We start from the raw sequence: 25,852 nt of genomic DNA, 5'->3' as shown, positions 1-25,852 counted from the left end.
GTATGAAAAGTCGAATTTCGTGTGCTAGCGTGGTACGCGATGTCATTCCATCACACAGCGCATCCGCGCCAGTCCTGGCGATTTGACTGGCGCGCTCATGTCGCCTTGGTCGAGACGCGCGTTTGCGCGGCGCCGCCTGTCCACCAAATTCGCTTGTACATCTCTGCAATCGCCCCGTCAAGACGGTTGCGCTGTGCCGCGCGCACCGTGGAAGGCCGACCTTTCTTGCTCGGAACCTGTCGGCCCCCTAAGCCGAACGGCGCTCAGCCGCTCGCGTTGGCGCCTGAGCCCAAGCTTGGTGCCGAGTCCTGCCAGTGCTCCAGCCCGCGCGCGATCCGTGCCGCCGCTTCCTGCAGCCGCGGCAGGCTCTGCGTATAGGCGATGCGCACATGCTGGCGTGCGCGGTGCTGGCCGAAGTCCACGCCCGGGGTGAACGCCACGTACTCGGTTTCTAGGAAGTGCGCGCAGAACGTCTGCGCGTCGTCGGTGAAGGCGCTGACGTCGGCGTACAGGTAGAACGCGCCCTGCGGCTCGACCTCGATGCGGAAGCCGAGCGCGCGCAGCGCCGGCAGCAGGTAGTCGCGGCGCTGCGCGAATTCGGCGCGGCGCGCTTCCAGGATCTGCAGCGTGTCGGGGCGGAAACAGGCCAGCGCCGCGTGCTGGGCGATGCTCGAGGCGCTGATGTACAGGTTCTGCGCCAGCTTCTCCAGCGACGCCACCGCCGCGCGCGGGGCCACCAGCCAGCCCAGGCGCCAGCCGGTCATGCCGAAGTACTTGGAGAAACTGTTGAGCACGTAGGCCTCGTCGTCGACCTCGAGCACGCTGGGCGCGTCGATGCCGTAGCTGAGTCCGTGGTAGATCTCGTCGACCACCAGGTGGCCGCCGCGTGCGCGCAGCGCCTGTGCCAGCGCCGCCAGTTCGGCGCGGTCCAGCAGCGTGCCGGTCGGGTTGGCCGGCGAGGCGACCAGCGCGCCGACGCTGTGGGCGTTCCAGTGTCGGTCCAGCAAGGCCGGCGTCAACTGATAGCGGCTGTCCGGGCCGACCGGCACCAACTGCGCGCCGCCTTCGACCAGGCGCAGGAACTGCCGGTTGCACGGGTAGCTGGGGTCTGCCAGCAGCCAATGCTTGCCCGGATCGACCAGCAGCGCGGTGGCCAGCAGCAGTGCGCCGGAGCCGCCGGGGGTGACCATGATCCGCGCCGGGTCCAGGTCCACGTCGTGGCGCTGCCGGTAGAATCCGGCCAGCGCTTCGCGCAGCGCCGGCAGCCCACGCGCGGCGGTGTAACGGGTGTGGCCGGCTGCCAGTGCGGCCTGGCCTGCGGCGACGATCGGCGCGGCGCTGGTGAAGTCCGGTTCGCCGATCTCCAGGTGGATCACATCGTGGCCGGCGTGTTCCAGCTCGTTGGCGCGGGCCAGCAGCGCCATCACATGGAATGGCGCGATGTCGCGGCTGCGCTGGCTGTAGCCTGGCGGCGCGGCGTGCGATTCGGTCGGGACGGTGGCCATGGCCCGATCATAGAGGAGCGCGCCGCACGATGCCGTTGCGCGCTTGCCAGGATGCGGCGTTGCGCGGAGACTCGCCCGGTACCGTGCGGCGCTGCGCCGCATGCCTGCCGCCTCCCGGCCCGGGCGGCGCGTCCTCAGTTGCGTTTCCGCCGCCGGAGCCCCATTGGATGCAGCACCGTCCCTTGCTAGCGAGCTTCCTCCTGCTCATGACTTCGCCCTTCGCTTCGGCCCTCGCCATCGACGCCACCCCGCCGCATCCGGCCAAGCGGCCGCACACGGTCACCGCGCCGTTCGGCGCCGCCCGCCAGGACGACTATTACTGGCTGCGCGACGACAAGCGCGAAAACCCGCGGATGCTGGCCTACCTCAATGCCGAGAACGCCTACGCCGACCGGGTGCTGAAGCCGCTCAAGCCGCTGGAGGACACGCTGTACGCGGAGATCGTCGGGCGCATCAAGCAGGACGACAGCAGCGTGCCGTATCGCGAGCGCGGCTACTGGTACTACACCCGCTTCGAGAGCGGCAAGGACCACCCGGTGCACGCGCGGCGCAAGGGCGGCATGGACGCGGTGGAGGAAATCCTGCTCGACGTCAACGCGATGGCCGCCGGCAAGGGGTATTTCAGCCTGGGCGAGGCGGTGGTCAGCCAGGACAACCGCATTCTGGCCTGGACCGAGGACGACGTCGGCCGCCGCCAGTACGTGGTGCGCTTCAAGAACCTGGACACCGGCGAGGTCTACGCCGACCGCGTGCCGGGCGTCTCCCCCGAGGTGGTCTGGGCCGACGACAACCAGACCCTGTTCTACGTCGAGAACGACCCGGAAACGCTGCTCACCGTGCGGGTCAAGAAGCACGTGCTGGGCACGCCGGCCGCGCAGGACGCGTTGGTCTACGAGGAAAAGGACGACAGTTTCTACATGGGCCTGGGCCGCACCCGCGACGACAAGTACATCGTCATCGGCCTGGAAAGCACGGTGTCCTCGGAGCAGCGCTACGCGCCGGCCGCCGATCCGCGGCATTTCACCGTGCTGGCGCCGCGCGAGCGCGACGTCGAGTACGGCGCCGACCACTTCGACGGGCGCTGGGTGATCCGCACCAACTGGAAGGCCAAGAACTACGCGCTGATGACCGCGCCCGACGGCGCCACCGCGCGTGCGCAATGGCAACCCTGGCTGCCCTACGACGAAACGGTGTTCATCGACGGCTTCGAACTGTTCGACGGCTTCACCGCGATCGCCGAGCGTTCCGATGGCCTGGAGCGGATCCGCCTGCACTTCGCCGACGGCAAGGAGGAGTACGTCAAGGCCGACGAGCCGGCGTATTCGATGGGCCTGTCGGTCAATCCCGAGCCGGACACGCCGTGGCTGCGCTACGGCTACACCTCCCTGACCACGCCGGCCACCACCTATGAACTCAATACCGGCACCGGCGAGCGCCGGCTGCTCAAGCAGCAGCCGGTGCTCGGCTACGACGCCGGCAAGTACCGGACCGAGCGCGTGTGGGTGACTACGCGCGATGGGGTCAAGGTGCCGGTGTCGCTGGTGTACAGGAAGGGCTTCAAGAAGGACGGCACCGCGGCGCTGTACCAGTACGCCTACGGCAGTTACGGCATGTCCACCGATCCCAACTTCAACCTGCCGGTGGTCAGCCTGCTCGACCGCGGCGTGGTCTACGCCATCGCGCACATCCGCGGCGGCCAGGAGATGGGCCGCGACTGGTACGACCGGGGCAAACTGCTCCACAAGAAGAACACCTTCACCGACTTCATCGACGTGACCCGCGGCTTGGTCGCGCAGGGCTATGCGGCGGCGGATCGCATCGCCGCGGCCGGCGGCAGCGCCGGCGGGCTGCTGATGGGCGCGGTGGCGAACATGGCGCCGCAGGACTACCGGGTGCTGGTGGCGCAGGTGCCGTTCGTCGACGTGGTCACCACCATGCTCGATCCGAGCATCCCGCTGACCACCAACGAATACGACGAGTGGGGCAATCCGGAGCAGAAGAAGTACTACGACTACATGCTCGGCTATTCGCCGTACGACAACGTGGCGCGCCAGGCCTACCCGGCGCTGTTCGTCGGCACCGGCCTGTGGGATTCGCAGGTGCAGTACTGGGAGCCGGCGAAGTGGGTGGCCAAGCTGCGCGACGCCAACACCGGCAACCGGCCGATCGTGTTCCGGGTCAACATGGAAGCCGGCCACGGCGGCAAGTCCGGGCGCTTCCGCCGCTACCGCGAGCAGGCCGAGTCGTACGCGTTCGTGCTGGACCAGCTGGGCGTTCAGCACGCGGCGGAGTAGGCGCTGTCCGCGGGCGGCTGCGCTCCCGGTGATGGCGGCGCCGGTCGGCGGGGGAGGGTGGGGGGAGGCGGTCGCGGCCGAAGCCGCTCCTACAGGGGGGGCTGCATCGCCGCGTCGGGGTTCGCCCTCGGCTTTATGATGCGCCGATGGAATCGCCTTCCCGTTTCCGCTGGGCCTGGTGGCTGTTGGCCTACGTCAGCCTGGCGACGGGCATCGTCGGCATCTTCGTGCCGGGCTTGCCGACCACGGTGTTCGTGCTGATCTCGGCCTATGCCGCCTCGCGTGGCTCCGAGCGCCTGCGCCGTCGGCTGCTGGAAGACCCGCGCTTCGGCGCCAGCATCCGCGACTGGGAAGCGCACGGCGCGGTCAGTCGCCGCGGCAAGTGGATGGCCACGTTGACCATGGCGGTGTGCGCGCTGCTCCTGCTGCTGCTCGTGCACAGATTGTGGGTGCAGGTGCTGGCGATCGGCTGCATGAGCGGCGTGGCGCTGTGGCTGTGGCTGCGCCCGGAGCCGCCGCCGCGCGGGTGAAGGCGCGCTCGACGCGCCGCGCGGCGCCGCATGCGGCACAGCCGGTTCATGGCCTTATACTTCGGCGCATGAGCACATCGTCCCGTCATCCGATCCGTATCGCCCTGTTCGGCGCCGCCCTGCTGGCGCTGGCCGGGTGCGGCAACAAAGGTCCGCTGGTGATGCCGCAGAAGCCGGTTCCGGTGGAAGCCGCGCCCGACGCGACGCCGCCGGCCAGCACCGATCCCGCCGGCCAGGCGCAGCCGGTCCATGGCCGGCAGCAGCCGGTCGACGACACCACGCCCGCGCCCACCGATGGGAACGAGTGAGGCCAACGCCGCGTCGCGCCTGCGTTTTTCCAAGATGCAGGGCGCGGGCAACGATTTCGTGGTGCTCGACCTGCGCGACGGCGGCTCGCCCCCGGACGCCGGCCTGGCGGTGCGCCTGGCCGACCGCCATTTCGGCGTCGGTTGCGACCAGATCTTGACCATCGAGGCGCCGCGCAGCGCGGACGCGGTGGCCAGCTATCGCATCTGGAATACCGACGGCAGCCTGGCCGGGCAGTGCGGCAACGGCGCGCGCTGCGTCGCCGCGTGGCTGGTGCGCGACGGCGCCGCCGGCGGCGACGCGTTCACCGTCGACAGTCCGTTCGCGTCGCATCGTGTCGAGCGCGGCGTCGACGGCCAGTTCGCGGTGGCGATGGGCGTGCCGCGCTTCGCCCCGCAGCAGGTGCCGCTGGTCGGCTTCCCGCACGCGCGCGCCGAGTACCTGCTGCCGCTGCAGGGCGAGAGCGTGCGCTTCGGCGCGGTGTCGATGGGCAATCCGCATGCGGTGCTGGAAGTGGGCCTGGTCGACGCGGCGCCGGTCGAGCGGCTGGGGCCGCTGCTGCAGCAGCACGCATCGTTTCCCGATTCGGTCAACGTCGGCTTCGCTCAGGTGATCGACCGCGGCCGGCTGCGTCTGCGCGTGTACGAGCGCGGCGTCGGCGAGACCCTGGCGTGCGGCAGCGGCGCCTGCGCGGCCGCGGCGGTGCTGATGCAGCGCGGCCGCGTGGATCGCGACGTGCGCGTGTTGCTGCCCGGCGGCGCGCTGCGCATCCGCTGGCCGCACGATCAGGCGCAGTTGGTGATGTCCGGGCCGGCCGCGTTCGTTTTCGATGGGGAGTGGATCCGATGAGCGAGACCCAGGAAAAGATCGGCGCGCACGAGATCGCCGCATGGCTGCGCCGCCACCCGGCGTTCCTGAAGCAGTTTCCCGATCTGGCGCTGACCCTGGTGGTACCGCGCGACGACGGCCCGACCGCGTCGCTGGCGAGCTACCAGCTGGAAGTGCTGCGCGACAAGAACCGCGAACTGTCGCGGCGCCTGTCGGACCTGGCGGCCAACGCCCAGGTCAACGAGCGCCTGGCGGTGCGCACCCACCAATTGACCCTGGCGCTGATGCGGCAGACCAGCGCCGCCGACAGCGTGCGCGCGATGGCCGCCTCGCTGCAGGAGGATTTCCAGGGCGATCTGGTCAGCATCGTGCTGCTGCGGCCGCTGCCCGGGCTGGAACAGGCGCGATGGCTGCAGATCCTGGCGCAGGACGATCCGCAGCTGGCCCCGTTCCGCGACTGCCTGAAGGACGGCGAGCCGATCTGCGGCCGCCTGCAGCCGGAAAAGCAGGCGTTGCTGTACGCCGGCCGCGTCGAAGAGGTGCAGTCCAGCGCCCTGCTGCCGCTGCCGGGCCTGGGCCTGATCGCGGTCGGCAGCCGCGATCCGAACCGTTTCTATCCCGGCATGGGTACCTTGTTCCTGCGCATGATGGGCGAGTCGCTGACGGTGGCGCTGCAACGATGAACGCGAAGGTCGGGACGCGGGACGCGGGACGTGTGACTCGAAAAGCGCAGTCCGGCGCGTCGGTCGATGCCGCCGGTGTTGAAACCGCGTCCCGCGTCCCGGGTCCTGCGTCCCGTTTCCTGGACTACCTGCAGGTCGAGCGGCGCATGTCCGCGCATACCCTCGACGCGTACCGCCGCGACCTGAGCGCGTTGTCGGCCTGGGCGGCGGACAACGCGGGCGGCGAGATAGTGGCGCTCGGCGCCGAACAGCTGCGCCGTTTCATTGCGGCCGAGCACCGTCGCGGCCTGTCGCCGAAGAGCCTGCAGCGACGCCTGTCGGCGTGCCGCAGTTTCTATGCGTGGTTGCTCCGGCATGGCCGCATCGGCGCCAGCCCGGCGGCCGCGCTGCGCGCGCCGAAGGCGCCGCGCAAGCTGCCGCAGGTGCTGGACGCGGATGAGGCGGTGCGCCTGGTCGAGGTCCCCACCGACGCGCCGCTGGGCCTGCGCGACCGCGCGCTGCTGGAACTGTTCTATTCCTCCGGGCTGCGCCTGAGCGAGCTGTGCGCCTTGCGCTGGCGCGATCTGGATGTCGCCGGCGGCCTGGTCCGCGTGCTCGGCAAGGGCAACCGGCAGCGCCTGGTGCCGGTCGGCGCGCATGCGCGCAAGGCGTTGCTGGAATGGCACGCGCAGACCGCGGCCGCCGCCGCGGCGCCAGTGTTTCCGGGACGCGGCGGCGCGCCGATCGGGGCGCGCGCGGTGCAGATCCGGATCAAGCAGCTGGCCGCGCGCCAGGGCTTGTTCAAGCATGTGCATCCGCACATGCTGCGGCACAGTTTCGCCAGCCACATCCTCGAATCCTCCGGCGACCTGCGCGGCGTGCAGGAGTTGCTCGGCCACGCCGACATCGCCACCACGCAGATCTACACCCACCTGGATTTCCAGCACTTGGCCAAGGTCTACGACGCCGCGCATCCGCGCGCCAAGCGCAACCGCTGACGCCTGAACGGGCGCGGGACCGCCGCCCGGTCCGCGCCTGCGCTGCCTTCGGTCGGCCGCGCCGCGGACGCCGCCGCGGGCACGCGGTGGACGTTCTGAATGCGGCAATGGCTGGCGCGCGCCATGCACCCGCCGCCGCCGCAGGACGAGGACCGCTGCGCGGCCTTGGGCATCCATGCGAACGGCGAGCGGCCGGCCGGCGGCGCTTGAACGGGTCGCGGCCTGCCCCCACACCTGAGCAATCGTCCCGGAGGCCGCATGGATCCCAGTCAGACTCCCACCGTTTTCCACGCCACCACGATCCTGTCGGTGCGCCGCAATGGCCATGTCGCCGTCGCCGGCGACGGCCAGGTGACGCTGGGCCATACCGTGATGAAGGGCAATGCGCGCAAGGTGCGCCGCCTCGGCCGCGACGGCCAGGTGCTGGCCGGTTTCGCCGGTGCCGCTGCCGACGCGTTCACCCTGTTCGAACTGTTCGAGGCCAAGTTGGAAAAGCATGGCCAGCTGACCCGCGCCGCGGTGGAACTGGCCAAGGATTGGCGCACCGAACGCCGCCTGGGCAAGCTCGAGGCGCTGCTGGCGGTGGCCGACAAGGAAACCTCGCTGATCATCAGCGGCACCGGCGACGTGATCGAACCGGAGGACGGCATCATCGCCATCGGCTCCGGCGGGTCCTACGCATTGTCGGCCGCACGCGCGCTGCTCGGCCACACTGCGCTCGACGCCAAGACCATCGCGGTCGAAGCGCTGAACATCGCCGGCGACATCTGCATCTACACCAATCGCAACGTGGTGGTCGAGGAGCTGTGATTCGGGATTGGGGATTGGGGATTCGCCAAGGCGCTCCTTTCCCTGTGCCCCGACACGCATCGATCGTTCCCATTCCGCTTCTACCAATCCCGAATCCCCAATGCCCAATCCCGACACCTCCACCATGACCCCGCGCGAGATCGTGCAGGAGCTGGACCGCCACATCGTCGGCCAGCACGACGCCAAGCGCGCGGTGGCGATCGCGCTGCGCAACCGCTGGCGGCGCATGCAGCTGCCCGACGCGCTGCGCGACGAAGTGATGCCCAAGAACATCCTGATGATCGGCCCCACCGGGGTCGGCAAGACCGAGATCGCGCGGCGCCTGGCGACGCTGGCCAACGCGCCGTTCGTCAAGGTCGAGGCCACGCGTTTCACCGAGGTCGGCTACGTCGGCAAGGACGTGGAGCAGATCGTGCGCGACCTGGCCGACACCGCGGTCAAGCTGTACCGCGAGCAGGCCAAGGTGCGCGTACGCACCCAGGCCGAGGACCGCGCCGAGGACCGCATTCTCGACGCGCTGCTGCCGCGGCGCAGCGCCGGCATCGGCTTCGATCCGGAGGCCGCGCGCAACGAGCCCTCGGCGCAGGACACCGACACCCGCAGCAAGTTCCGGCGCATGCTGCGTGCCGGCGAGCTGGACGAGCGCGAGATCGAGCTGGACCTGGCGGTCAACGTCAACATGGACATCATGACCCCGCCGGGCATGGAGGAAATGGGCCAGCAACTGCGGCAGATGTTCTCCAACCTGGGCGGCGGCAAGGCGCAAACGCGCAAGCTGGCGATCAAGGCGGCGCGGCCGCTGCTGATCGAGGAAGAGGCCGGCAAGCTGGTCAACGAGGACGAGGTGCGCGCCGCGGCGATCGAGGCCTGCGAGCAGCACGGCATCGTGTTCATCGACGAGATCGACAAGGTCGCCAAGCGCGGCGACAACGTCGGCGGAGGCGATGTCTCGCGCGAGGGCGTGCAGCGCGACCTGCTGCCGCTGGTCGAAGGTTCCAACGTCAGCACCAAGTACGGCACGGTCAAGACCGACCACATCCTGTTCATCGCCTCCGGCGCGTTTCATCTGGCCAAGCCCAGCGACCTGATCCCGGAACTGCAGGGCCGCTTCCCGATCCGGGTCGAGCTGTCGGCGCTGTCCAAGGACGATTTCATCCGCATCCTCACCGAGCCGAAGGCGGCGCTGAGCAAGCAGTACGAAGCGCTGCTGCTGACCGAAGGGGTGACCCTGAGTTTCACCGACGATGCGATCGACCGCCTCGCCGAGATCGCGTTCCTGGTCAACGAGCGCCAGGAGAACATCGGCGCGCGGCGCCTGCACACCGTGCTCGAGCGCCTGCTCGACACGCTGAGCTTCGAGGCGCCGGACCGCGACGGGCAGCGCGTCGCCGTCGACGCCGCGTACGTCGATGCGCACCTGGGCGAGTTGGTGCGGGATCCGGACCTGAGCCGCTACATCCTGTAGCAGTGGCACGGCGGCCGCCCTGCCGCGCGTGGTCACGCGCGGCAGATGCGGCTGTCGCGGCTGGTGGCCCGAGGCCACCCGGAGCCGCCCTACAGGGTTGAAGCTGCGTGCCCGGTACAGCGGCGTTCCCACTCCCACTTGGTACGCGGCCACGAACGCCTGCCAGTCCAATTGCACCTGCGCCGCGTCGTCGTAAGGCGAACTGGTGCAGTTCCGACTTCGGTCAGCCCGATCAGCAGCAGGCGCGGCAGGCGGATCGGGATCGCAGGTCTCCGGGAGCGGACAGGGTGGTCGGCCGACCATGCCGGCATGGCGCGGCGATGAAATACCGCCGCGCCGCCCGCCGCTCCGGCCCGCCCACCCATGCGGTCACAGGTAGCGCAGCCAGGCCAGGTCGCGGCGCCGCGCCTTCAGCCGCGCGAACGCAGCGGTCGGCCAGTACAGGGCCAGGCCCAGCAGCGCGGCGATCGCCCACAACGCGGCGACGCTGTCCACCCCGAACAGCGCGCCGTGATTGGCGCCCCAGTAGGCCAGCGCCGCCAGCGACAGCAGCTTCAGCATGTACAGGTGCAGCAGGTAGAAGAACATCGGCGCCGCGCCGATCGCCGCCAGCGGCGCCAGCGCCCTGGCCAGCGGCGGGGATTCGTACAGGCGCAGCAACAGCAGGCCCACGCCCAGGGTCAGCAGCAGAAACAGCAGCGACGGCGGGTACTTGGTCACGTTGAAGAAGCTCATCGCGGTATGTGCGAGGTCGGCATGCTCGCGCCATGGCGCGTCGCCGTAGCCGTTGTGCCAGCGCAGCAACTGGAACAGCACCAGCGCGCCCAGCCCGTATCCGAGCAGGCGGCGCTGCCGCTGCGCCGGCGTGGTCGCGGCGCCGTACCAGGGCCCGGCCGCGTAGCCGAGCGCGATCACCCCGATCCACGGCAGCAGCGGATAGGAGGTCCGCAGGCGCAGATGCTCGCCGAACTGCAGCCAGCCGCGCTCGTGCAGGACCGTCCAGGCCGCCGCCAGCGCGCCGTCGCCCGGCACGTGCAGCGGATCGAGCAGGTTGTGGCCGGCCACCAGCGCTGCGCCGAGCAGCGCCAGCGCCGCGCGCGGCAGCCACAGCAGCGCCGCCAGCGCGAGCATGCTCAGGCCGATCGCCCAGATCACCTGCAGGTACAGCACCTGCGGCGGAAACGCGAAGGTCCAGGCGAAGTTGACCAGGGTCAGTTCCAGCACGATCAGGAACAGTCCGCGCTTGAGCAGGAACGCTGCGGCCGCGGCGCGGCGGCGCGGCTGCCGTGCCGCATACAGCCAGGCCGACAGTCCGGTCAGGAACACGAACACGGGCGCACACAGGTGCGCCAGCGCGCGCGCCACGAACAGCGCCGGCGCGGTGGCGTCCACGTTCATCGGATCGCCGATCTGGTGGTGCAGGTAGAACGTCTCGCGCACGTGGTCGAGCAGCATCAACAGCATCACCGTGCCGCGCAGCAGATCGATCGAGGCCAGCCGCGAGGAAGCCGATGGCGGCGCCAGGCAGGCCGGAGACGCCAAGGAAGTGCGGAAAGCGGAGGGCATGCGCGACAATCCGTGCCAATATTGTAATGATATAATATTGGTTTTCAGGTGCGCGCTCCATGCCGCCACGTTCGCCGCGTCCCCTGCCCTGCGCCGTTGCACTGCTGGCCGGCCTGTGCGCCGGTCCGGCCGATGCCGATCCGGTCTCGCGTGGCGGCGCCGCGCCGCAACCGGCCGAGCTGGACGCGGTGCGCGTGGTCGGTCGCCGCGATTCGGGCCCCTATCAGGCCGACGAAGTCGAGGGCAGCAAGACCGGCCTGGACCTGCGCCACCTGCCGCAATCGGTGCGGGTGCTGCCGCGGCAGGCGATCGACGACCTCGGCGCGACCCGGCTCGACGCCACCCTGGACTACGTCGGCGGGATCTCGCGGCAGAACGGATTCGGCGGGCTGTGGGACAACTTCGCGGTGCGCGGCCTGCCCGGCAACGAGAACACCGGCAGCGCGACCCTGCTCAACGGCCTGGCCGCCAATCGCGGCTACAACGCGCCGCGCGATACCGCCAACATCGAGGCGATCGAGTTCCTGAAAGGCCCGGCGGCGGCGCTGTACGGCAGCAGCGAACCCGGTGGGACGCTCAACATCGTCAGCAAGCGCCCGCAGTGGCGGCCGGGCGCGGCGCTGGAACTGTCCGTCGGCAGCCACGACGCCTACCGCGTCGCCGCCGACGGCACCGGTCCGCTCGGCGCGGCGCTCGCGTACCGGCTCAACGTCGCGCTCGAGGACAAGCGCAGCATCCGCGCATTCGTGCGCAGCCGGCGCCGCTTCGTGGCGCCGGCGCTGGCCTGGCGCCTGGGCGAGGCGACCACGCTGCACTACGACGGGGAATGGCTGCGCCAGCGGGTGCCGCTGGATCGCGGCGTGGTCGCAGTGCGCGGCGAACTGGGTGCGATCCCGCGCTCGCGTTTTCTCGGCGAGCCGGGCGACGGCGATGTGCAGGTGGACAACCGCAATCACCAGTTGCGCCTGCAGCACGCATTCGGCGATGCCTGGCAGGGCGTCGCCGCCGCCTCGCGCCGCGACGGCGGCCTGCGCGGCTATTCCACCGAGCCCAGCGCGCTGCGCGAGGACGGCCGCACGCTGTGGCGACAACGGCGCTGGCGCGATTTCGCCTCGCACGACACGGCGCTGCAGGCCGAACTGCGCGGCCAGCTGGCCGCTGGCGCCTGGCGCCACGACCTGTTGCTCGGCGCCGAGGCCTACGACTTCGTGCTCGACCAGCGCATGTTGCGGATCCGCCCCAGCGCGGCCGCGCCTTACGCGCTGGACCTGTTCGCGCCGGTCTACGGGCAGGCGCCGCCGACGCCGCTGCCGTTCGTCGACACCCACGAGCGCCAGTGCAACCTGGCGCTGTACCTGCAGGACGCGGTGGCGCTGAACGCGCAGTGGACGCTGCTGCTCGGCCTGCGCCACGACCGCTACCGGCAGACGTTGCGCGACGCGCGCAGCGGCGGCCGCTATGCGCAGACCCCGGCCAAGACCACGCCGCGGATCGGGCTGAGCTATGCGCCGGGCGAGCAGTGGTCGTGGTACGCCAACGCGGGACGCACGTTCCGCCCCAACACCGGCTCCGACGTGTGGACCGGCACCGGCACCGCGCGCGCACCGGCGCCGGAAAGCGGCCGCGCGCTGGAACTGGGCGGCAAGTGGCAGGCGCGCGACGGCCGCCTCGGCGGCACCCTGGCGCTGTACGAGATCGTCAAGGACAACGTGCTCACCGGCGATCCGCTCAATCCGGGCAACCAGATCGCCGCCGGCCGCGTGCGCAGCCGCGGCGCCGAGGCCGACTTCTCCGGGCAGTTGGGCGCGCACTGGCGGATCAACGCCAGCGCCTCGTGGAACCGGGTACAGGTGCTGCGCGACAACACGCTGCAGGTCGGCGGCAGCCTGATCAACGTGCCCAGGCTCAACGGCAGCGTGCTGGCGGTGCACGAGACGCCGCTGCGCGGCGGCGGCCTGCTCGGCCTGGGCGGCGGCATCACCCATACCGGCGCACGGCTGGCCGAGGCCTACACCCAGGCGCAGGCCGACGCCGGCATCGCGCCGGCGCGGCTGCCGGCCTACACCGTGGCCAAACTGCTGGGGTACTGGCGCATCGACGAGCGGCTGCGTGTGTCGCTGGACGTGGACAACGTGTTTGACCGGAGCTACTACACCAGCTCGGTCGCGGCGACGCCCTGGGTGGCGGTGGGCGCGTCGCGCACGCTCACCGCCGGCGTGCAGTACCGGTTCTGAGCCGGCGGCGCGTCAGTCCTCGCCGATGTCCTCGTTCCACACGTCCGGGTTGGCCGCGATGTAGCCGCCGAGCAGGTCGATGCATTCCTGGCTGTGCAGGTCGATCACATTGACTCCATTCTCGCGCAGCCAGTCGATGCCGCCTTGGAAGGTCACCGATTCGCCGACCACCACGGTGCCGATGTTGAACTGCCGCACCAGGCCGCTGCATTACCAGCACGGCGCCAGCGTGGTGACCATGATGGTGTCCCTGTAGTGGCGCTGGCGGCCGGCCTTGCGGAACGCATCGGTCTCGCCGTGCACCGACGGGTCGCCTTCCTGCACCCGGCGGTTGTGGCCGCAGCCGAGCAGGCGGCCGTCGTTGTGGTACAGCGCCGCGCCGATCGGGATGCCGCCCTCGGCCAGGCCCTGGCGGGCCTCGGCGATGGCGGTGTCGAGCAGGACGCGGTAGTCGGGCGTGGTCGGCATGCTGGGGCCAATGGCGAACGTTGTCCCCGAGTCTGGCGCAGGCGACGGGCGGCTGTCACCCCGGCACCGCCGCGCCGCGGCCGCGGTGCCGGGCTCCGCCAGGCCGGGCCGGGACGGGGAACCACCCGCCGCGCATGGCCTGCAGCCTCCGCGCCGGCACGGCGCCAATGCCGCGGCCGCGGCCGCTTCACCGCCACGTGCCGCCCGGCAGTGCGATAATCCGGCCATGAGCGAATCCCCCTACACGTCAGGCACCACCCATTTCGGCTTCCGCGACGTCGCCGCCAAGGACAAGCAGAAGCTGGTCGGCGAGGTGTTCACCTCGGTCGCCGGCAACTACGACCTGATGAACGACCTGATGAGCCTGGGCATCCACCGGGCCTGGAAGCGCTACTTCGTGGCCACCGCGCAGGTCAAGCCGGGCGACCGCGTGCTCGACCTGGCCGGCGGCACCGGCGACATCGCCGCGCTGCTGAAGGAGCGGGTCGGCGACGAGGGCGCGGTGGTGCTGGGCGACATCAACGCCGGCATGCTGTCGGTGGGCCGCGACCGGCTGACCAACCGCGGCCTGGTCGCGGGCCTGGACTACGTGCAGTGCAATGCCGAAGCGCTGCCGTTCCCGGACCAGAGCTTCGACCTGGTCACCATCGCCTTCGGCCTGCGCAACGTCACCGACAAGGACGCGGCGCTGCGCGAGATGTACCGGGTGCTGAAGGTCGGCGGGCAGGCGCGGGTGCTGGAGTTCTCCGTAGTCACCGCCGACTGGTTCAAGCCGATCTACGATTTCCATTCGTTCAAGATACTGCCGCGGCTGGGCCGGCTGTTCGCCAAGGACGCCGACAGCTACCAGTACCTGGCCGAGAGCATCCGCAAGCATCCGCCGCAGGACGCGCTGAAAGGCATGATGGCCGAGGCCGGCTTCGCCCGCAGCCACTACAAGAACCTGACCGGCGGCATCGTCGCGATCCATTCGGGCTACAAGGTCTGAGCTCGGGATCGGTTGCCACCCGCTGCAGGCGGCTTCGCTTCGCTGCGACCCCTGCCAGGGTATTCGGGCGTGACGCCTTGCGGGGTCCGCAGCGACGGTCCGTGCGGCCATAAGCGAGCGCGATCAAGCAAGTATGCGGAGCAGGTGATCCCGTTCGCTGCGCGCCGCAACGCACCAGCCACCACCATCACCGCGCCGAGCCGAGCCGAGCCGAGCCGAGCCAGCGTCAGCCACGCGCCGCGCTTGCCGCTGCGCATGCTGCCGGCTCGAAAGCGGCCAGCCGCAAAGCAGCCGGCAGACATGATGCATTTGCAGGGAAAAAGCTGTCGCGGCGCCGACGAATTCGATGGGGTCGCGATTCTTGCGATGTGTGATTGCGCAGTGAAGCCGGGCGGATGCGCGACCGCCATGAATGCATGCGAAACTGAGCGGACTTTACCGGTAGGGCTCCGATATTATCGATTGCCGGCATGCCATAATCTACCGGTGCAGGTTGGTTGGCGCTGATGCTCCTGGTCCAGCGAGGATGACAGATGACATTATCTCCGGTTATGGGCATCTGCGATGTCTTCGAATGGTTGGCCGTCATGGACGTCATCAGTTTCGAGGATTTCGAATTCGCCGCTGTTCTCCATCTACTGGTGCCCCAGGTGTTCGGCATTGCGCATTCGTGCCTGCGTGAGTTCAGGCTTGCGAGCGACAAGCGTTTCTTTCTGATTCACGGAAGCGATGCAGGAGGCCACGTTCGGTTTTGCGCCGCCGATATCGCCTGCATCTATTCGTCCACGCCGCTGCTGCCTGGGGCGGCGCTGGACGATGCGGCGCGTTGCTTCAGCGCGGTGGCCGGGCAGGGCGCGCGCACCTGCCTTCTCTATACGTGCGAAGGGACCGCACTCGGCCGATCCCTCGCGGAAAAATCCGGCGCCGCCGCGTGTATCGAGTGGATGGCGCTCGGCCCGAACGCTAAGCGCCAGTGGAGAAGCGGATTGATTCTCTCTTCGAATTGGAGAGAGGGAGTTTCCGGGCACGCGATTAAGACGATTTCCAACTATATGCAAACGCATGCGCGGTCTGGGCGCGCGTCCGCACCCGAAGATCTGCGAGGAAAAGGTTGACCCAAGATGAGCACTTCCCTTCATTTGATATGGGGTCCTACGTGTAGCGGCAAGACGGCGGCATCCGTGGCCTTGGCCGAGCGAAGCGGATGGCCGGTCATTGCACTCGATCGGATCCAATGCTACCCCGAACTGGCCACCGGCAGCGGGCGGCCGCTGCTCTCCGAATTGAGAGCCACGCGCAGGATCTATATCGCCTCGCGCAGGCTGTCCGACGGAATCATTGCGGCGAATGAGGCCAACGCGTTGCTCAAACATGCCGTCGATCGGCATGGCGGCGATGGCGCCGTTATTCTCGAGGGAGGGTCGATTTCCCTGCTGAAGGAAATGATGGCCGATCCTTACTGGGCGAGCGGATTCCGCTGGAGTTCGCACAGGTTGCAGCTGAGCGACCCGGATGCCTTTCTGGACACGGCCAGACGCCGCGTCGAGCAGATGCTGTGCGCGGGCGAAGCACACCCTTCTCTGCTGGAAGAGCTGGTTGCGCTATGGCCCGACCCTGCGCTTCGCCCGATTCTCGAGGGCGTGGACGGCTACCGGCATGCAATACGCTTTGCGCGACAGTGGGGCGTGCCCGTCACCCGGTTGCCGCACATGGATGCCGACTTGAAGCATCGGCTGGTCCACGGGATCGCGCAGGAGTACCTCGGGCATGCCCAATGGCAGGAGCAGGATTTTGGCAAGCTTCCGGCGGGTTGGCAGCTGGCAACTGAGGAAATGCCTGCGTAGCAGCGCCTGCGTTCCGGTGCGGCGGACCTGCGTGGCGACCGTCTGCATTCGTGGTGCGGCCGAAGGCGCGTTGCCGGATTCGCTTTTGCGGCATCGGTAACCGCGATCTGCAGGTTGCTCTCGGCTTGGCATCGCCGGCACGGGCCGATGGCTTGCGCAACCTGCACAACGCGCTGCGCTAGAATCCCGGCTTCCCCATGATCCGGCGCCGTCCATGCGATCTCCGTTCCTGCTGCTGTCCCTTGCCGTGGCGATCGCCGTGGCCGGTTGCTCCAAAGAGTCGGCCCCGCCGGCAGCGTCCCCCGCCGCTTCAAGGCCCGCCGCCGCCGCGAAACTCGCCGACCGCAGCCACGACGAAAGCTCCTACGCCGAGCCGGACAAGGTTGTGATTAAGGATCTGGCGCTGGACCTGAAGCTGGATTTCGACAGCAAGCAGATCGGCGGCACCGCCACCTATACGCTGCACTGGAAGGACAAGGGCGCCAAGCAGCTGCTGCTGGACACGCGCGAGCTGACCATCGAGCAAGTGCAGGGCGACGACGGCAAAGGCAACCTGGCGCCGCTGCAGTACACGTTGGCGCCGGCCGACAAGATCTACGGCAGCAAGCTGACCATCCAGACGCCGAACCAGCCGCAGAAGGTCAGCATCGCCTACCACACCGCCGCGACCGCCTCGGGCCTGCAATGGCTGGAGCCGTCGATGACCGAGGGCAAGCAACTGCCCTTCATGTTCAGTCAGTCGCAGGCGATCCATGCGCGCAGTTGGGTGCCGCTACAGGACACGCCGAGCGTGCGCTTCACCTACAGCGCGCACGTGACCTCGCGTCCGGACGTGATGGTGCTGATGAGCGCCGACAACGATCCGAAGGCGGCGCGCGACGGCGACTACACGTTCAAGATGCCGCAGCCGATTCCGTCCTACCTGCTGGCCATCGCCGCCGGCGACCTGGTGTTCAAGCCAATTTCCGAGCGCTCCGGCGTGTGGGCCGAGCCGGCCATGGCCGACAAGGCGGCCAAGGAGTTCGAGGACACCGAGAAGATGATCGTCGCCGCCGAGACGCTGTACGGTCCGTACCGCTGGGGTCGCTACGACATGCTGGTGCTGCCGCCGTCGTTCCCGTTCGGCGGCATGGAGAACCCGCGCCTGACCTTCGCCACCCCGACCGTGATCGTCGGCGACAAGTCGCTGGTGTCGCTGATCGCGCACGAGCTGGCGCACAGCTGGTCCGGCAACCTGGTGACCAACGCCAGCTGGAAGGACATCTGGCTCAACGAAGGCTTCACCACCTACGTGCAGGCGCGCATCACCGAGGCGCTGTACGGCGCCGAAGCGGCGGAGATGGAGCGCGAGATCGACCAGACCGACCTGCTGGCCGAGGTCAAGGACATGCGCCCGGCCGACCAGGCGCTGGCGCTGCCGCCGCTGACCGAGCGCGATCCGGACGACGCGCTGAGCCAGGTCGCCTACGTCAAGGGCGCCTGGTTCCTGCAGTTCCTGGAGCAGCGCTTCGGCCGCGCCACCTTCGATGCGTTCCTGCGCGGCTGGTTCGACGACCATGCCTTCCAAAGCGCCAACACCGACCAGTTCGTCGCCTATCTGAAGAAGCACCTGCTGGCCAAGAAGCCCGATGCGGTCAGCGAGCAGGAATTGCACGCGTGGCTGGACGAGCCGGGCATCCCGGCATTCGCACAGAAGGCGCGTTCGCGCAATTTCGCGATGGTCGATACCGCGCGCATCGCCTGGGCCGGCAGCGGCACCCTGCCGACCAAGCAGATCACCGACGCCTGGAGCACGCAGGAGTGGGTACATTTTCTCAGCGGCCTGGGCGCCACGCTCACCCCTGCGCAGCTCAAGCAGCTCGACGCCGCGTACCGCTTCACCAGCACCGCGAACGGCGAGATCGCCATGCGCTGGTATCCGCTGGCGATCCGCAGCGGCGATGTCGGGGCGCGTCCGGCCGCCGGCGAGTTCATCGCCCGTGTCGGTCGGCGCAAGCTGATCCTGCCGATCTATGCCGAACTGGTGAAGACCCCGGACGGCCTGGCCTTCGCCAAGCAGGTCTTCGCCCAGGCCAAGCCCGGCTACCACCCGATCACCGCGGTGTCGGTGCAGGACATGCTGGCCACGGCCGACGCGGGCGCCGCCTCGCACTGAGGCCGGCACGCCATAGATGCAACACCTGTGGGAGCGAGTTCAGTCGCGACGGCTTTACCGTTACCTGATTCCCCCCATCGCGCATCCAACGTTGCGAGCCGATAGGGCCGCGGTGGAGGGTGGAGGACGGCGCAGATCGATCGTGGGACCCAGGCCGCCAGGTCCACGCGTCGGTTGAAGCGATGGCAGAACGCGCTCAGGTAGCGCTGTAGGGACTTCGGGGGCAAGGCGTGATAGGTGCCAGGCCAGGCATTCTGGATGGTGCCCAGCAGGGTGTCGACCCGGATGAGCGCCGGCTCTGTTGGCAGCGGCCGGCCCCGCGGTGTCCTCGCTCACTCCGAGCTGCCGGCGCAGCGCCAGGGCCGGGATGCCGTTCCGTGCTGGCTGAGCGAGTAGATCGCCAGGAACCAGCTGCGCAACGGCGATGTGGCATCGGCGAACAAGGTGCCGCGCGTCGAGCAGGCCTGCTGTTGGCAGCGATTGCATTGGAGCAGGTCGCGGCTGTGCAACGGGCAAGACCGCCGATGTCCACACGCTGGGCAAAAGAAGCCTTGCGGCCATCGTTGTTCAAGTACGGCTTGCCGGCATCGGGCCTGGCTCCCCTAGGACCGCAAGAGCGCCGGCAGGCCCATGCCCGCTTGGAACCGGATCGGGTGCTTCTTGGCCATCGTCGCACCGCCTCTGTCGAATCAGCGGCTTGCCGCATCGACCCTCTCCGGCCCAGCGGAGGCGACGGATGGGGAATCAGGTCCGGGAAAACCTGAGTGTCGATCCCGCGTTGCGCGTCTTTGAATTGAATACGGTGCTGCTCCCCGACTCGGCCAACACCTGGGACAGCCTGGCTAAGGCCTATGTCGTAAGGGGCGACTCAGAAAAGGCCAGCGCGTTGTACGCAAGAGCGCATCGTCTTTTCAGTTCGGCCGAAGGTGACGGAGGACGACTGATCGATGTGGCCGAAAACGGCATTCGCGCGTCTCGCCGGGGTGCACGGCGATCGATGCTCGCGCCGGCATGGGTCGACCGTTGCGAAGGCGGCCGGAGCGAAACGGCGATGGGCGCCGATGGCGCCCGCTGGGCGGCGCGTTCACGGATGTACAGCCGCTCTGGCCGCGATCGTCGGCCACGGCCCGACGGCTTGGCCGACGCCGAATACGCGCTCCATCGCGACACCGCCTCGACAGGCGGGGGCAGATAGTGGATCGCGCCACCAGGGCGGAGCGTTCCGCGGTCCGTGGCGAAGGCGCGCGTCGCCCCATCCCTTCCTTCCACCATGAGCCGCTCATGTATCCCCAGACAGCATCGCGTCGTTCCGTTGTGGCCAACGCCGTCTACGGATTGTTCAACCCCATCCCGTTCGGTTGCTTCGTGGCCGCGCTGATCTTCGACATCGTCTACGCGCGCACCGGCGTGATCCTCTGGATGAAGGCGGCGGCGTGGTTGATCGCGATCGGCCTGGTCATCGCCATCGTTCCCCGCCTGGTGAATTTGGCGCAGGTCTGGATCACGGCGAGGCGGTCCGCCGTGACTGCGGACAGGCTCGATTTCTGGCTGAACCTGTTTGCCATCGTCGCCGCCATCTTCAACGCGTTTGTGCACAGCCGCGATGCGTATGCGGTCGTCCCCGCGGGCGTCTGGCTCTCGGTCGTCACGGTCGCGTTGCTGGCGGTTGCGCATGTGGTCGTGGCCGTCCGCAACACCACCCTGGAGGGCCACGCGCATGGCTAAGCACTTTTCCAAGTCCGTCCTGGTGCTGACCTGTGCCGCGGCCTTGGCTGCATGCGGCGGCAAGGCGTCGCTCGAGCCGGCGCAGCAGTCTGGACAGTCGCCGTCGCTGCCGAGTGCGAAGGATTTTCTGGTGCCGCCGATGCAGGTCCCGCGGGGGGTGGGCTGGAAGGACGGCAAGATGCCGACGGTGGCGGCCGGCCTGAAGATCGAGAAGATCGCCGGCGACCTGATGCACCCGCGCCAGCTCTACGTCCTGCCCAACGCCGACGTGCTGGTCGTCGAATCCAACGGCCCGGGCCTGGAGCCGGTCACCACGCCCAAGCAGCTCATCGCCGGCGTGATCAAGGACCGCTCAGGCAAGGGCGGCAAGGGCGGCAACCGCATCACCCTGTTGCGCAAGGGCGCGGACGGCAAGTGGGAAAGGCACGTCTTCCTGAAGGGGCTGCACTCGCCGTTCGGCGTGCAGTTGATCGGGGATGCGCTGTATGTCGCCAACACCGACAACATCATGAAGTTCGCCTATACCCCGGGCCAAACCGAGATCACCGCGCCCGGCACGCTGTTTGCCGACCTGCCGGGCACGATCGAGCATCACTGGACCAAGGCGCTGCTGGCCAGTCCCGACGGCAGCAAGCTGTATGTCGGCGTGGGCTCCAACAGCAATATTGGCGAGAACGGCCTGGACGTGGAGTACCGCCGCGCAGCCGTCCTCGAAGTCGATGTGGCCTCCGCCAGCAGCCGCATCTTCGCTTCGGGCATCCGCAACCCGACCGGGCTGCAGTGGGAACCGCAGAGCGGCAAGCTGTGGGCGATCGCCAACGAGCGCGACGAAATCGGCGCGGACCTGGTTCCCGACTATCTGACCTCGGTACAGGAGGGCGGCTTCTACGGGTGGCCATACAGCTACTACGGGCAGAACGTGGACCGCCGGGTGAAAGAGCAACGGCCCGACCTCGTCGCCAAGGCGATCAAGCCGGATTATGCGTTGGGCTCGCATGTGGCCGCGTTGGGCCTGTGGTTTTCCCGCGGCGCTGCGCTTCCCGCCAAGTACCAGGGCGGCGCCTTCGTGGCCGAGCACGGCAGCTGGAACCGTTCGCCGCTCAGCGGCTACGAGGTGGTCTATGTGCCGTTCCAGCAGGGCAGGCCCTCAGGCCCGCCGCAAACCCTGGTGAGCGGCTTCTACTCCGAAGACCAGAAGCAGTTGTACGGTGCGCCCGTTGGCCTGGCCCAGGACAAGGACGGTGCGCTGATGATTGCCGATGACGTGGGCAATACCGTCTGGCGGGTGCGCTTTTCGCCCTGACAAGGACGCCGGACCGGCAGTCATCCAATGAGGCGGCTGCCGGTCCGCATGTGCCGGTCGATTGCGCAAGAGCGCTCGCGAACCAGGGGAATCGGCTCGACCCCGTGGCTGCGGCGCGGCATTGCGAGGGTCCACAGCAGGCCTGATGCGCCTCGGCCGCGGATTCAGGCAGCCGCGGCGGCATCCGGCATGCCGCCGCCGTTTTCGGCCCGCCTGCGATCCTTTCGGCGCCGGACTTCAGAACTGCCGCCAGTGCGCTCCGTTTTCGATGCTCGCCGCCTTGCCGGACACCGCGCGTATCGGCGCCGCGCTGCGTCTGGCTGGCCCGGCGTTCGCTTCCGCCAGCGGCGCTGCGCTGGACTTGACCAACGCCAGTGCGGCGCCGGTAGCGGCGTTGTCGAGCCTGAACAGGGCCACGGCCTCGGTGAGCTGGCCAGCCTGTTCCTCCATCGAGCGCGCCGCCGCGGTGGCTTCCTCGACCAGCGCCGCGTTCTGCTGGGTGGCCTCGTCCATCTGGGTGACGGTCTGGTTGACCTGCTCGATGCCGGCGTACTGCTCCTGCGAGGCGGCGGAGATCTCGCCCATGATGTCGGTGACGCGCTGCACCGAGGACACGATCTCCTGCATGGTGCGCCCCGCGTCGTCGACCAGCGCCGAGCCTTCGGCGACGCGGGCGACCGACTCGTCGATCAGGCCCTTGATCTCCTTGGCGGCGCCGGCTGAGCGCTGGGCCAGCGTGCGCACTTCGCTGGCGACCACGGCGAAGCCGCGGCCCTGCTCGCCGGCGCGCGCGGCCTCCACCGCGGCGTTGAGCGCCAGGATGTTGGTCTGGAAGGCGATGCCGTCGATCACCGAGATGATGTCGGCGATCCTCTTCGAGGAGGCTTCGATCCCGCTCATGGTGCTGACCACCTGACTGACCGCCTCGCCGCCCTTGGAGGCGACGGACGCGGCGCCGACCGCGAGCTGGTTGGCCTGGCGCGCATGCTCGGCGTTCTGCTTGACGGTGGAGGTCAGTTCTTCCATCGAGGCGGCGGTTTCCTCCAGGCTGGCGGCCTGCTGCTCGGTGCGCCGCGACAGGTCGTCGTTGCCGGTCGCGATCTCGGTGGCCGCGGTACTGATGCTCAGCGCCGCATGCTGGATGCGGCCGACGATGTCGGCCAGTTGTCCGGCGGTGGTGTTGGCATCGTCGCGCATCCTGGCGAAGACGCCTTGAAACTGGCCGCTCATGCGTGCGGTCAGGTCGCCGGCGGCGATGGCCTGCAGCAAGGTGGACAGGGAGTGCAGATTGCCGTCGGCGGTGGCCATCAGTTGGTTGAGGCTGTCGACCATGGCGCGGAAGTCGTACTGGAAGCATTGCGCGTCGCCGCGCACGCTGAAGTCGCCGGCCGCGGCCGCGCCGGCCAGGTGATTGATCTCGCGGTTCATCGCGCTCAGGTTCTGCTTGACCGTATCCATGGTCTCGGTCAACACCGCCTTCTCGCCGGGCAGCCGGTCCATGTCCTCGCTGAGGTCGCCGATCGCGTAGCGGCCCATGATCTGGGCGAGGCGCATGGTGACCTCGATGTGCGACGTCGCCAGCATGTTGCTGTCGTGGACCATGCGTCCGTAGTCGCCCGGGAACGCCGCCGCGTCCATGCGGTAACTGACCTGGCCTGCATCGTGGCGCCGCGCCATTTCCGCCTGGGCCGCCAGCACCGACTGCAGCTGGCGTTGCATCTTGCTCATGCACTGCAGCAGGCGGCCGGTCTCGTCGCACGCATCGCTGTCGATGGCGTTGTCGAGCTTGCCGGAGGAGATGTTTTCGGCGGCGCGGGTCGCCAACCCCAGCGGCCCGGTCAGGCTGCGGGTGATCAGCCAGGCCAGCAAACCGCTGATGAGGACCACGGCGATGCCGCCGCCGATCAGCATGCTGCGGCCACGCGACATGGCGTCGATCGCGGCGGCGTAGGCGAGCAGGCTCTGTCGGTCCTGCAACGTGACGTTCTTGCGTATCGCGGTCTGCCATGCATTCATCACCGTACCCGACTGCGCCAGCAACAGGTCCTGGGCCTGGTCGGCGTGGCCGTTCCCGACCAGGGTGATGATGTCGTCGTTGACGTGGCGCGCCACTTCCCGCCTTGCATCGATCTGCTTGCGCAGCTGCACGCCGCGCGGGCTGGCGGGCACGGTGTCGAGCGCCTTGCGCGCGTCCGCGTAGGACTTGCGGTTGTCGGAGATGGACTTCAGCGCGTCGGCGCGCTGCTGCTCGGTGTCGGCGATGGACAGATTGCGCAGCGCATTGGCAATGCCCCAGTTGGCATCCAGCATCACGTTGGAAAGCTGGATCTTCTTCAGGTTGACCTCGACGATAGCGTCTATCTGGCTGCGTGCAGTGCCCATGCTCTGCAAGCCAATGGCGATCAGGCTGCCCGACAGCAAGATCAACACGCTGAAGGCCACGGCCAAGCGGGGACCAACGTTGTAGCGCTGGAGCATCGAATTCACGGCGAGTTCTCCTAGATGATGGAGCAACAACAAGAAATTGCGTGGCAACAGCAGGTGCAAACGCCGTGGACAATGGTTGTGAACGCGTCGTTGTGTACGAGTGACTGAGGCCCTAGATAGCGGCGCGAATCAGGCAGGCTTTAGGTGGCCGTCGCGCGGCCGGCATCGCCAGCCAGTCGTGTCCATCGCATGACACTGCGTTCGCACGCGCACCCGGCGGCACCGGCGAGCGGGTCGATCGCCGCCCACGGCGAACCGTGCGTGTCCTGGTGCTCCAGCACCATCGGCACCGACCGCTCCCGTACATCCGGGGAATACTTCACTGGCTTGCTCATGACTCCATCCTCTCAACGGTTGGAGTCTCCTGGAATCCCGGGGCGGTTCATCCTGATGGGGGATGGTGGTCCGGCGTACCGGTCGGGCATCGGCCACGTGCCCGATCATGGCGGCGATGTGGTGTTGCGCCTGAGCGCCATGGCGTTGGAGCACCCGGGCCCGACAGCAAGCCGCTGGACCGGCTGCCGCGCCTGCGGCGCTCGCCGGTGGGGCAGGCGCAGGGTTGGCTGGCGCAAGTGCGCGATGAACATGGCCGCATCCCGGTCCAGGTCTGCGCGCTGAAGACGTCGCCACGGCAGTGGCGCATCTGCGAAGAGAAGCTGCAGCGCACCGCCAAGCGCAAGGGATGCAAGCGGCGGGCCCGGACCATGGAGAGAGGGCCGGCGAGGTGGTCGTGGTCGCTCCATTGTGCGCTGAGTCGCCGCAACGTTTGCTGGAGTCGTCTCGGCATCGCTGGCAGATCGAACTGGCGTTCAAACGACTGAAGTGGCTCCTGCCGTTGGGGCATCCGAAGAAGACCGACCCGGAGGGTGCCAAGGCCTGGCTGCAGGGCGAGGCGTTCGTCTCGACCCTGATCGAAAGCGTGCTCGCGGTAGGCGAGCGTTCTCCCCCCTGGGGCCGCTTCCTGCCCCGTGCCGAAGACGCCACGACGATGCCGCCGGCGCGGGACCGCGCGGATGCGCCGCCTGCTGCTGCAGGTCATCGATCCGGTCCTGTCGCGACCGCATGGCCTGCGTGGCTGGAATGGGATTGCCGCCGATCTGCGCGAACGACCTGGACGCAGACAGTATCGGCAGCACGCGCTGTTCGATATTTTCAGTTGGCGCTTATGGGATGAAGCCCCCCAGGCCGGCACCGGGCTGTCCACGGCGAACGGGCGATCGAGCCGGTTCCCGGCCGGCGATGCCGGCTGTCGGTGGTCCGGGGCATGGAGCGGCCCTTGGCCTGCCGCGCAAGCCTTCCGCGCGCCGCCACCGGGCCACGCGCTTATGACCCACCGCGTGGGCGCAGGCGCGCCGCGCCCTGACCCTGCGTGGACGGGCAGAGGGTAGGATTTCGCGCTCCATCTTGAGCGTGGCGTTCCCGGCCCGCCGGCGGGCCAACGCGCTCTCCAGGTCGGTGACCGGCGAACGGCTGGGCCAACTCAGCGAGCGACCGGCGCGCGAAGCATCCAGCCAGTTGCCTAGCGTCTTGACGGACATGTCCAACGGCCGGGCCGCCTTGGCCCGACCGACCGACTCGGCCAAGACAACGGCCTGGGCCTTGAAATCGCTGGGGAACCGACGACGGGAAAGACGTTGCATGGGAACCTCCAGGGCACGATGAAAGGATCGCTTCCTGGCGTCCG

Annotated in this window: 22 protein-coding genes and 2 pseudogenes; 17 read left to right on the top strand and 7 right to left on the bottom strand. The window is 68.7% G+C overall.

Annotation, left to right across the window (positions count from 1 at the left end; genetic code table 11):
* Positions 1–263: 263 nt before the first annotated feature.
* Positions 264–1,505: a pyridoxal phosphate-dependent aminotransferase gene (locus G4Q83_RS15815; RefSeq protein WP_128421110.1), complete on the bottom strand. Its 1,242-nt coding sequence runs from the start codon at positions 1,503–1,505 to the stop codon at positions 264–266.
* 206 nt (positions 1,506–1,711) lie between these two features.
* Here G4Q83_RS15815 and G4Q83_RS15810 point away from each other — a divergent pair, with 206 nt between their 5' ends.
* From G4Q83_RS15810 to hslU, 8 genes are all read left to right on the top strand, one after another.
* Positions 1,712–3,799 (top strand): S9 family peptidase, encoded by a 2,088-nt coding sequence (locus G4Q83_RS15810; protein ID WP_185817230.1) that lies wholly within the window; start codon positions 1,712–1,714, stop codon positions 3,797–3,799.
* 146 nt (positions 3,800–3,945) lie between these two features.
* Positions 3,946–4,329, top strand: coding sequence for a YbaN family protein (locus G4Q83_RS15805; protein ID WP_128421280.1), 384 nt, complete (start codon positions 3,946–3,948; stop codon positions 4,327–4,329).
* A gap of 68 nt (positions 4,330–4,397) precedes the next feature.
* Positions 4,398–4,637 carry an LPS translocon maturation chaperone LptM gene (gene lptM, locus G4Q83_RS15800; protein ID WP_128421281.1) on the top strand — a complete coding sequence of 80 codons (240 nt, stop codon included), beginning with the start codon at positions 4,398–4,400 and terminating at the stop codon, positions 4,635–4,637.
* Positions 4,624–5,484, top strand: a complete 861-nt coding sequence (gene dapF, locus G4Q83_RS15795; protein WP_128421282.1) for a diaminopimelate epimerase — start codon at positions 4,624–4,626, stop codon at positions 5,482–5,484. Before lptM ends, dapF begins: the two co-directional genes overlap by 14 nt.
* Positions 5,481–6,146: a DUF484 family protein gene (locus G4Q83_RS15790; RefSeq protein WP_128421283.1), complete on the top strand. Its 666-nt coding sequence runs from the start codon at positions 5,481–5,483 to the stop codon at positions 6,144–6,146. Before dapF ends, G4Q83_RS15790 begins: the two co-directional genes overlap by 4 nt.
* Before the next feature lie 146 nt (positions 6,147–6,292).
* The gene (gene xerC, locus G4Q83_RS15785) at positions 6,293–7,123 is read left to right on the top strand and encodes a tyrosine recombinase XerC (RefSeq protein WP_246432121.1); all 831 of its coding nucleotides are present in this window, start codon (positions 6,293–6,295) and stop codon (positions 7,121–7,123) included.
* A 258-nt stretch (positions 7,124–7,381) separates the two neighbouring features.
* Entirely contained in the window at positions 7,382–7,933 is a 552-nt protein-coding gene (hslV, locus tag G4Q83_RS15780) for an ATP-dependent protease subunit HslV (RefSeq protein WP_128421285.1), read from the top strand.
* Positions 7,934–8,033: 100 nt separating this feature from the next.
* Complete coding sequence (gene hslU, locus G4Q83_RS15775) at positions 8,034–9,398, top strand: ATP-dependent protease ATPase subunit HslU (RefSeq protein ID WP_128421286.1); 1,365 nt, start codon at positions 8,034–8,036, stop codon at positions 9,396–9,398.
* A 369-nt stretch (positions 9,399–9,767) separates the two neighbouring features.
* On the opposite strand, the gene G4Q83_RS15770 is transcribed toward hslU, so the two are convergent.
* A complete protein-coding gene (locus G4Q83_RS15770; protein ID WP_128421287.1) occupies positions 9,768–10,964 on the bottom strand; it encodes an acetyltransferase domain-containing protein in 1,197 nt (398 codons plus the stop codon).
* A 59-nt stretch (positions 10,965–11,023) separates the two neighbouring features.
* Between G4Q83_RS15770 and G4Q83_RS15765 the strand changes: the two genes are divergently transcribed.
* Positions 11,024–13,198: a TonB-dependent siderophore receptor gene (locus tag G4Q83_RS15765; RefSeq protein WP_128421288.1), complete on the top strand. Its 2,175-nt coding sequence runs from the start codon at positions 11,024–11,026 to the stop codon at positions 13,196–13,198.
* A 12-nt stretch (positions 13,199–13,210) separates the two neighbouring features.
* On the opposite strand, the pseudogene G4Q83_RS15760 reads toward G4Q83_RS15765, so the two are convergent.
* Positions 13,211–13,666: pseudogene (locus G4Q83_RS15760) on the bottom strand (nucleoside deaminase).
* 226 nt (positions 13,667–13,892) lie between these two features.
* Between G4Q83_RS15760 and ubiE the strand changes: the two are divergent.
* The 4 genes from ubiE to G4Q83_RS15740 all read left to right on the top strand — a co-directional run bounded on the left by ubiE (position 13,893) and on the right by G4Q83_RS15740 (position 18,653).
* Positions 13,893–14,654 carry a bifunctional demethylmenaquinone methyltransferase/2-methoxy-6-polyprenyl-1,4-benzoquinol methylase UbiE gene (gene ubiE / locus G4Q83_RS15755; RefSeq protein ID WP_128421289.1) on the top strand — a complete coding sequence of 254 codons (762 nt, stop codon included), beginning with the start codon at positions 13,893–13,895 and terminating at the stop codon, positions 14,652–14,654.
* A gap of 533 nt (positions 14,655–15,187) precedes the next feature.
* Positions 15,188–15,769: a hypothetical protein gene (locus G4Q83_RS15750; RefSeq protein WP_128421290.1), complete on the top strand. Its 582-nt coding sequence runs from the start codon at positions 15,188–15,190 to the stop codon at positions 15,767–15,769.
* A gap of 66 nt (positions 15,770–15,835) precedes the next feature.
* Positions 15,836–16,498 (top strand): isopentenyl transferase family protein, encoded by a 663-nt coding sequence (locus G4Q83_RS15745; protein WP_246432120.1) that lies wholly within the window; start codon positions 15,836–15,838, stop codon positions 16,496–16,498.
* Positions 16,499–16,712: 214 nt separating this feature from the next.
* A complete protein-coding gene (locus G4Q83_RS15740) occupies positions 16,713–18,653 on the top strand; it encodes a M1 family metallopeptidase (protein WP_128421292.1) in 1,941 nt (646 codons plus the stop codon).
* Positions 18,654–18,985: 332 nt separating this feature from the next.
* Here G4Q83_RS15740 and G4Q83_RS24725 read toward each other — a convergent pair.
* Positions 18,986–19,192, bottom strand: a pseudogene (locus G4Q83_RS24725) (hypothetical protein); the annotation flags it as partial.
* Between the two features lie 197 nt (positions 19,193–19,389).
* Here G4Q83_RS24725 and G4Q83_RS15730 point away from each other — a divergent pair.
* From G4Q83_RS15730 to G4Q83_RS15720, 3 genes are all read left to right on the top strand, one after another.
* A complete protein-coding gene (locus G4Q83_RS15730) occupies positions 19,390–19,848 on the top strand; it encodes a hypothetical protein (protein ID WP_128421848.1) in 459 nt (152 codons plus the stop codon).
* Positions 19,849–19,967: 119 nt separating this feature from the next.
* Positions 19,968–20,378, top strand: a complete 411-nt coding sequence (locus tag G4Q83_RS15725; protein ID WP_246432119.1) for a DUF2231 domain-containing protein — start codon at positions 19,968–19,970, stop codon at positions 20,376–20,378.
* Positions 20,371–21,681, top strand: coding sequence for a PQQ-dependent sugar dehydrogenase (locus G4Q83_RS15720; RefSeq protein WP_128421846.1), 1,311 nt, complete (start codon positions 20,371–20,373; stop codon positions 21,679–21,681). Before G4Q83_RS15725 ends, G4Q83_RS15720 begins: the two co-directional genes overlap by 8 nt.
* Positions 21,682–21,918: 237 nt before the next feature.
* On the opposite strand, the gene G4Q83_RS15715 is transcribed toward G4Q83_RS15720, so the two are convergent.
* Together G4Q83_RS15715 and G4Q83_RS15710 are read right to left on the bottom strand one after the other, a co-directional pair.
* Entirely contained in the window at positions 21,919–24,168 is a 2,250-nt protein-coding gene (locus G4Q83_RS15715) for a methyl-accepting chemotaxis protein (protein WP_146095477.1), read from the bottom strand.
* 140 nt (positions 24,169–24,308) lie between these two features.
* Positions 24,309–24,503, bottom strand: a complete 195-nt coding sequence (locus G4Q83_RS15710; protein ID WP_128421845.1) for a hypothetical protein — start codon at positions 24,501–24,503, stop codon at positions 24,309–24,311.
* 389 nt (positions 24,504–24,892) lie between these two features.
* Here G4Q83_RS15710 and G4Q83_RS15705 point away from each other — a divergent pair, with 389 nt between their 5' ends.
* The gene (locus G4Q83_RS15705; RefSeq protein WP_146095496.1) at positions 24,893–25,342 is read left to right on the top strand and encodes a transposase; all 450 of its coding nucleotides are present in this window, start codon (positions 24,893–24,895) and stop codon (positions 25,340–25,342) included.
* Here G4Q83_RS15705 and G4Q83_RS24245 read toward each other — a convergent pair.
* Entirely contained in the window at positions 25,332–25,808 is a 477-nt protein-coding gene (locus G4Q83_RS24245) for a transposase (RefSeq protein WP_343068353.1), read from the bottom strand. The genes G4Q83_RS15705 and G4Q83_RS24245 overlap by 11 nt on opposite strands.
* Between the last annotated feature and the right edge of the window lie 44 nt (positions 25,809–25,852).

The organism is Xanthomonas theicola, from assembly GCF_014236795.1.
GTDB classification, from domain to species: domain Bacteria; phylum Pseudomonadota; class Gammaproteobacteria; order Xanthomonadales; family Xanthomonadaceae; genus Xanthomonas_A; species Xanthomonas_A theicola.
Note: the sequence above shows the minus strand (reverse complement) of the source record. Positions and strands in the feature narration are given on the sequence as shown.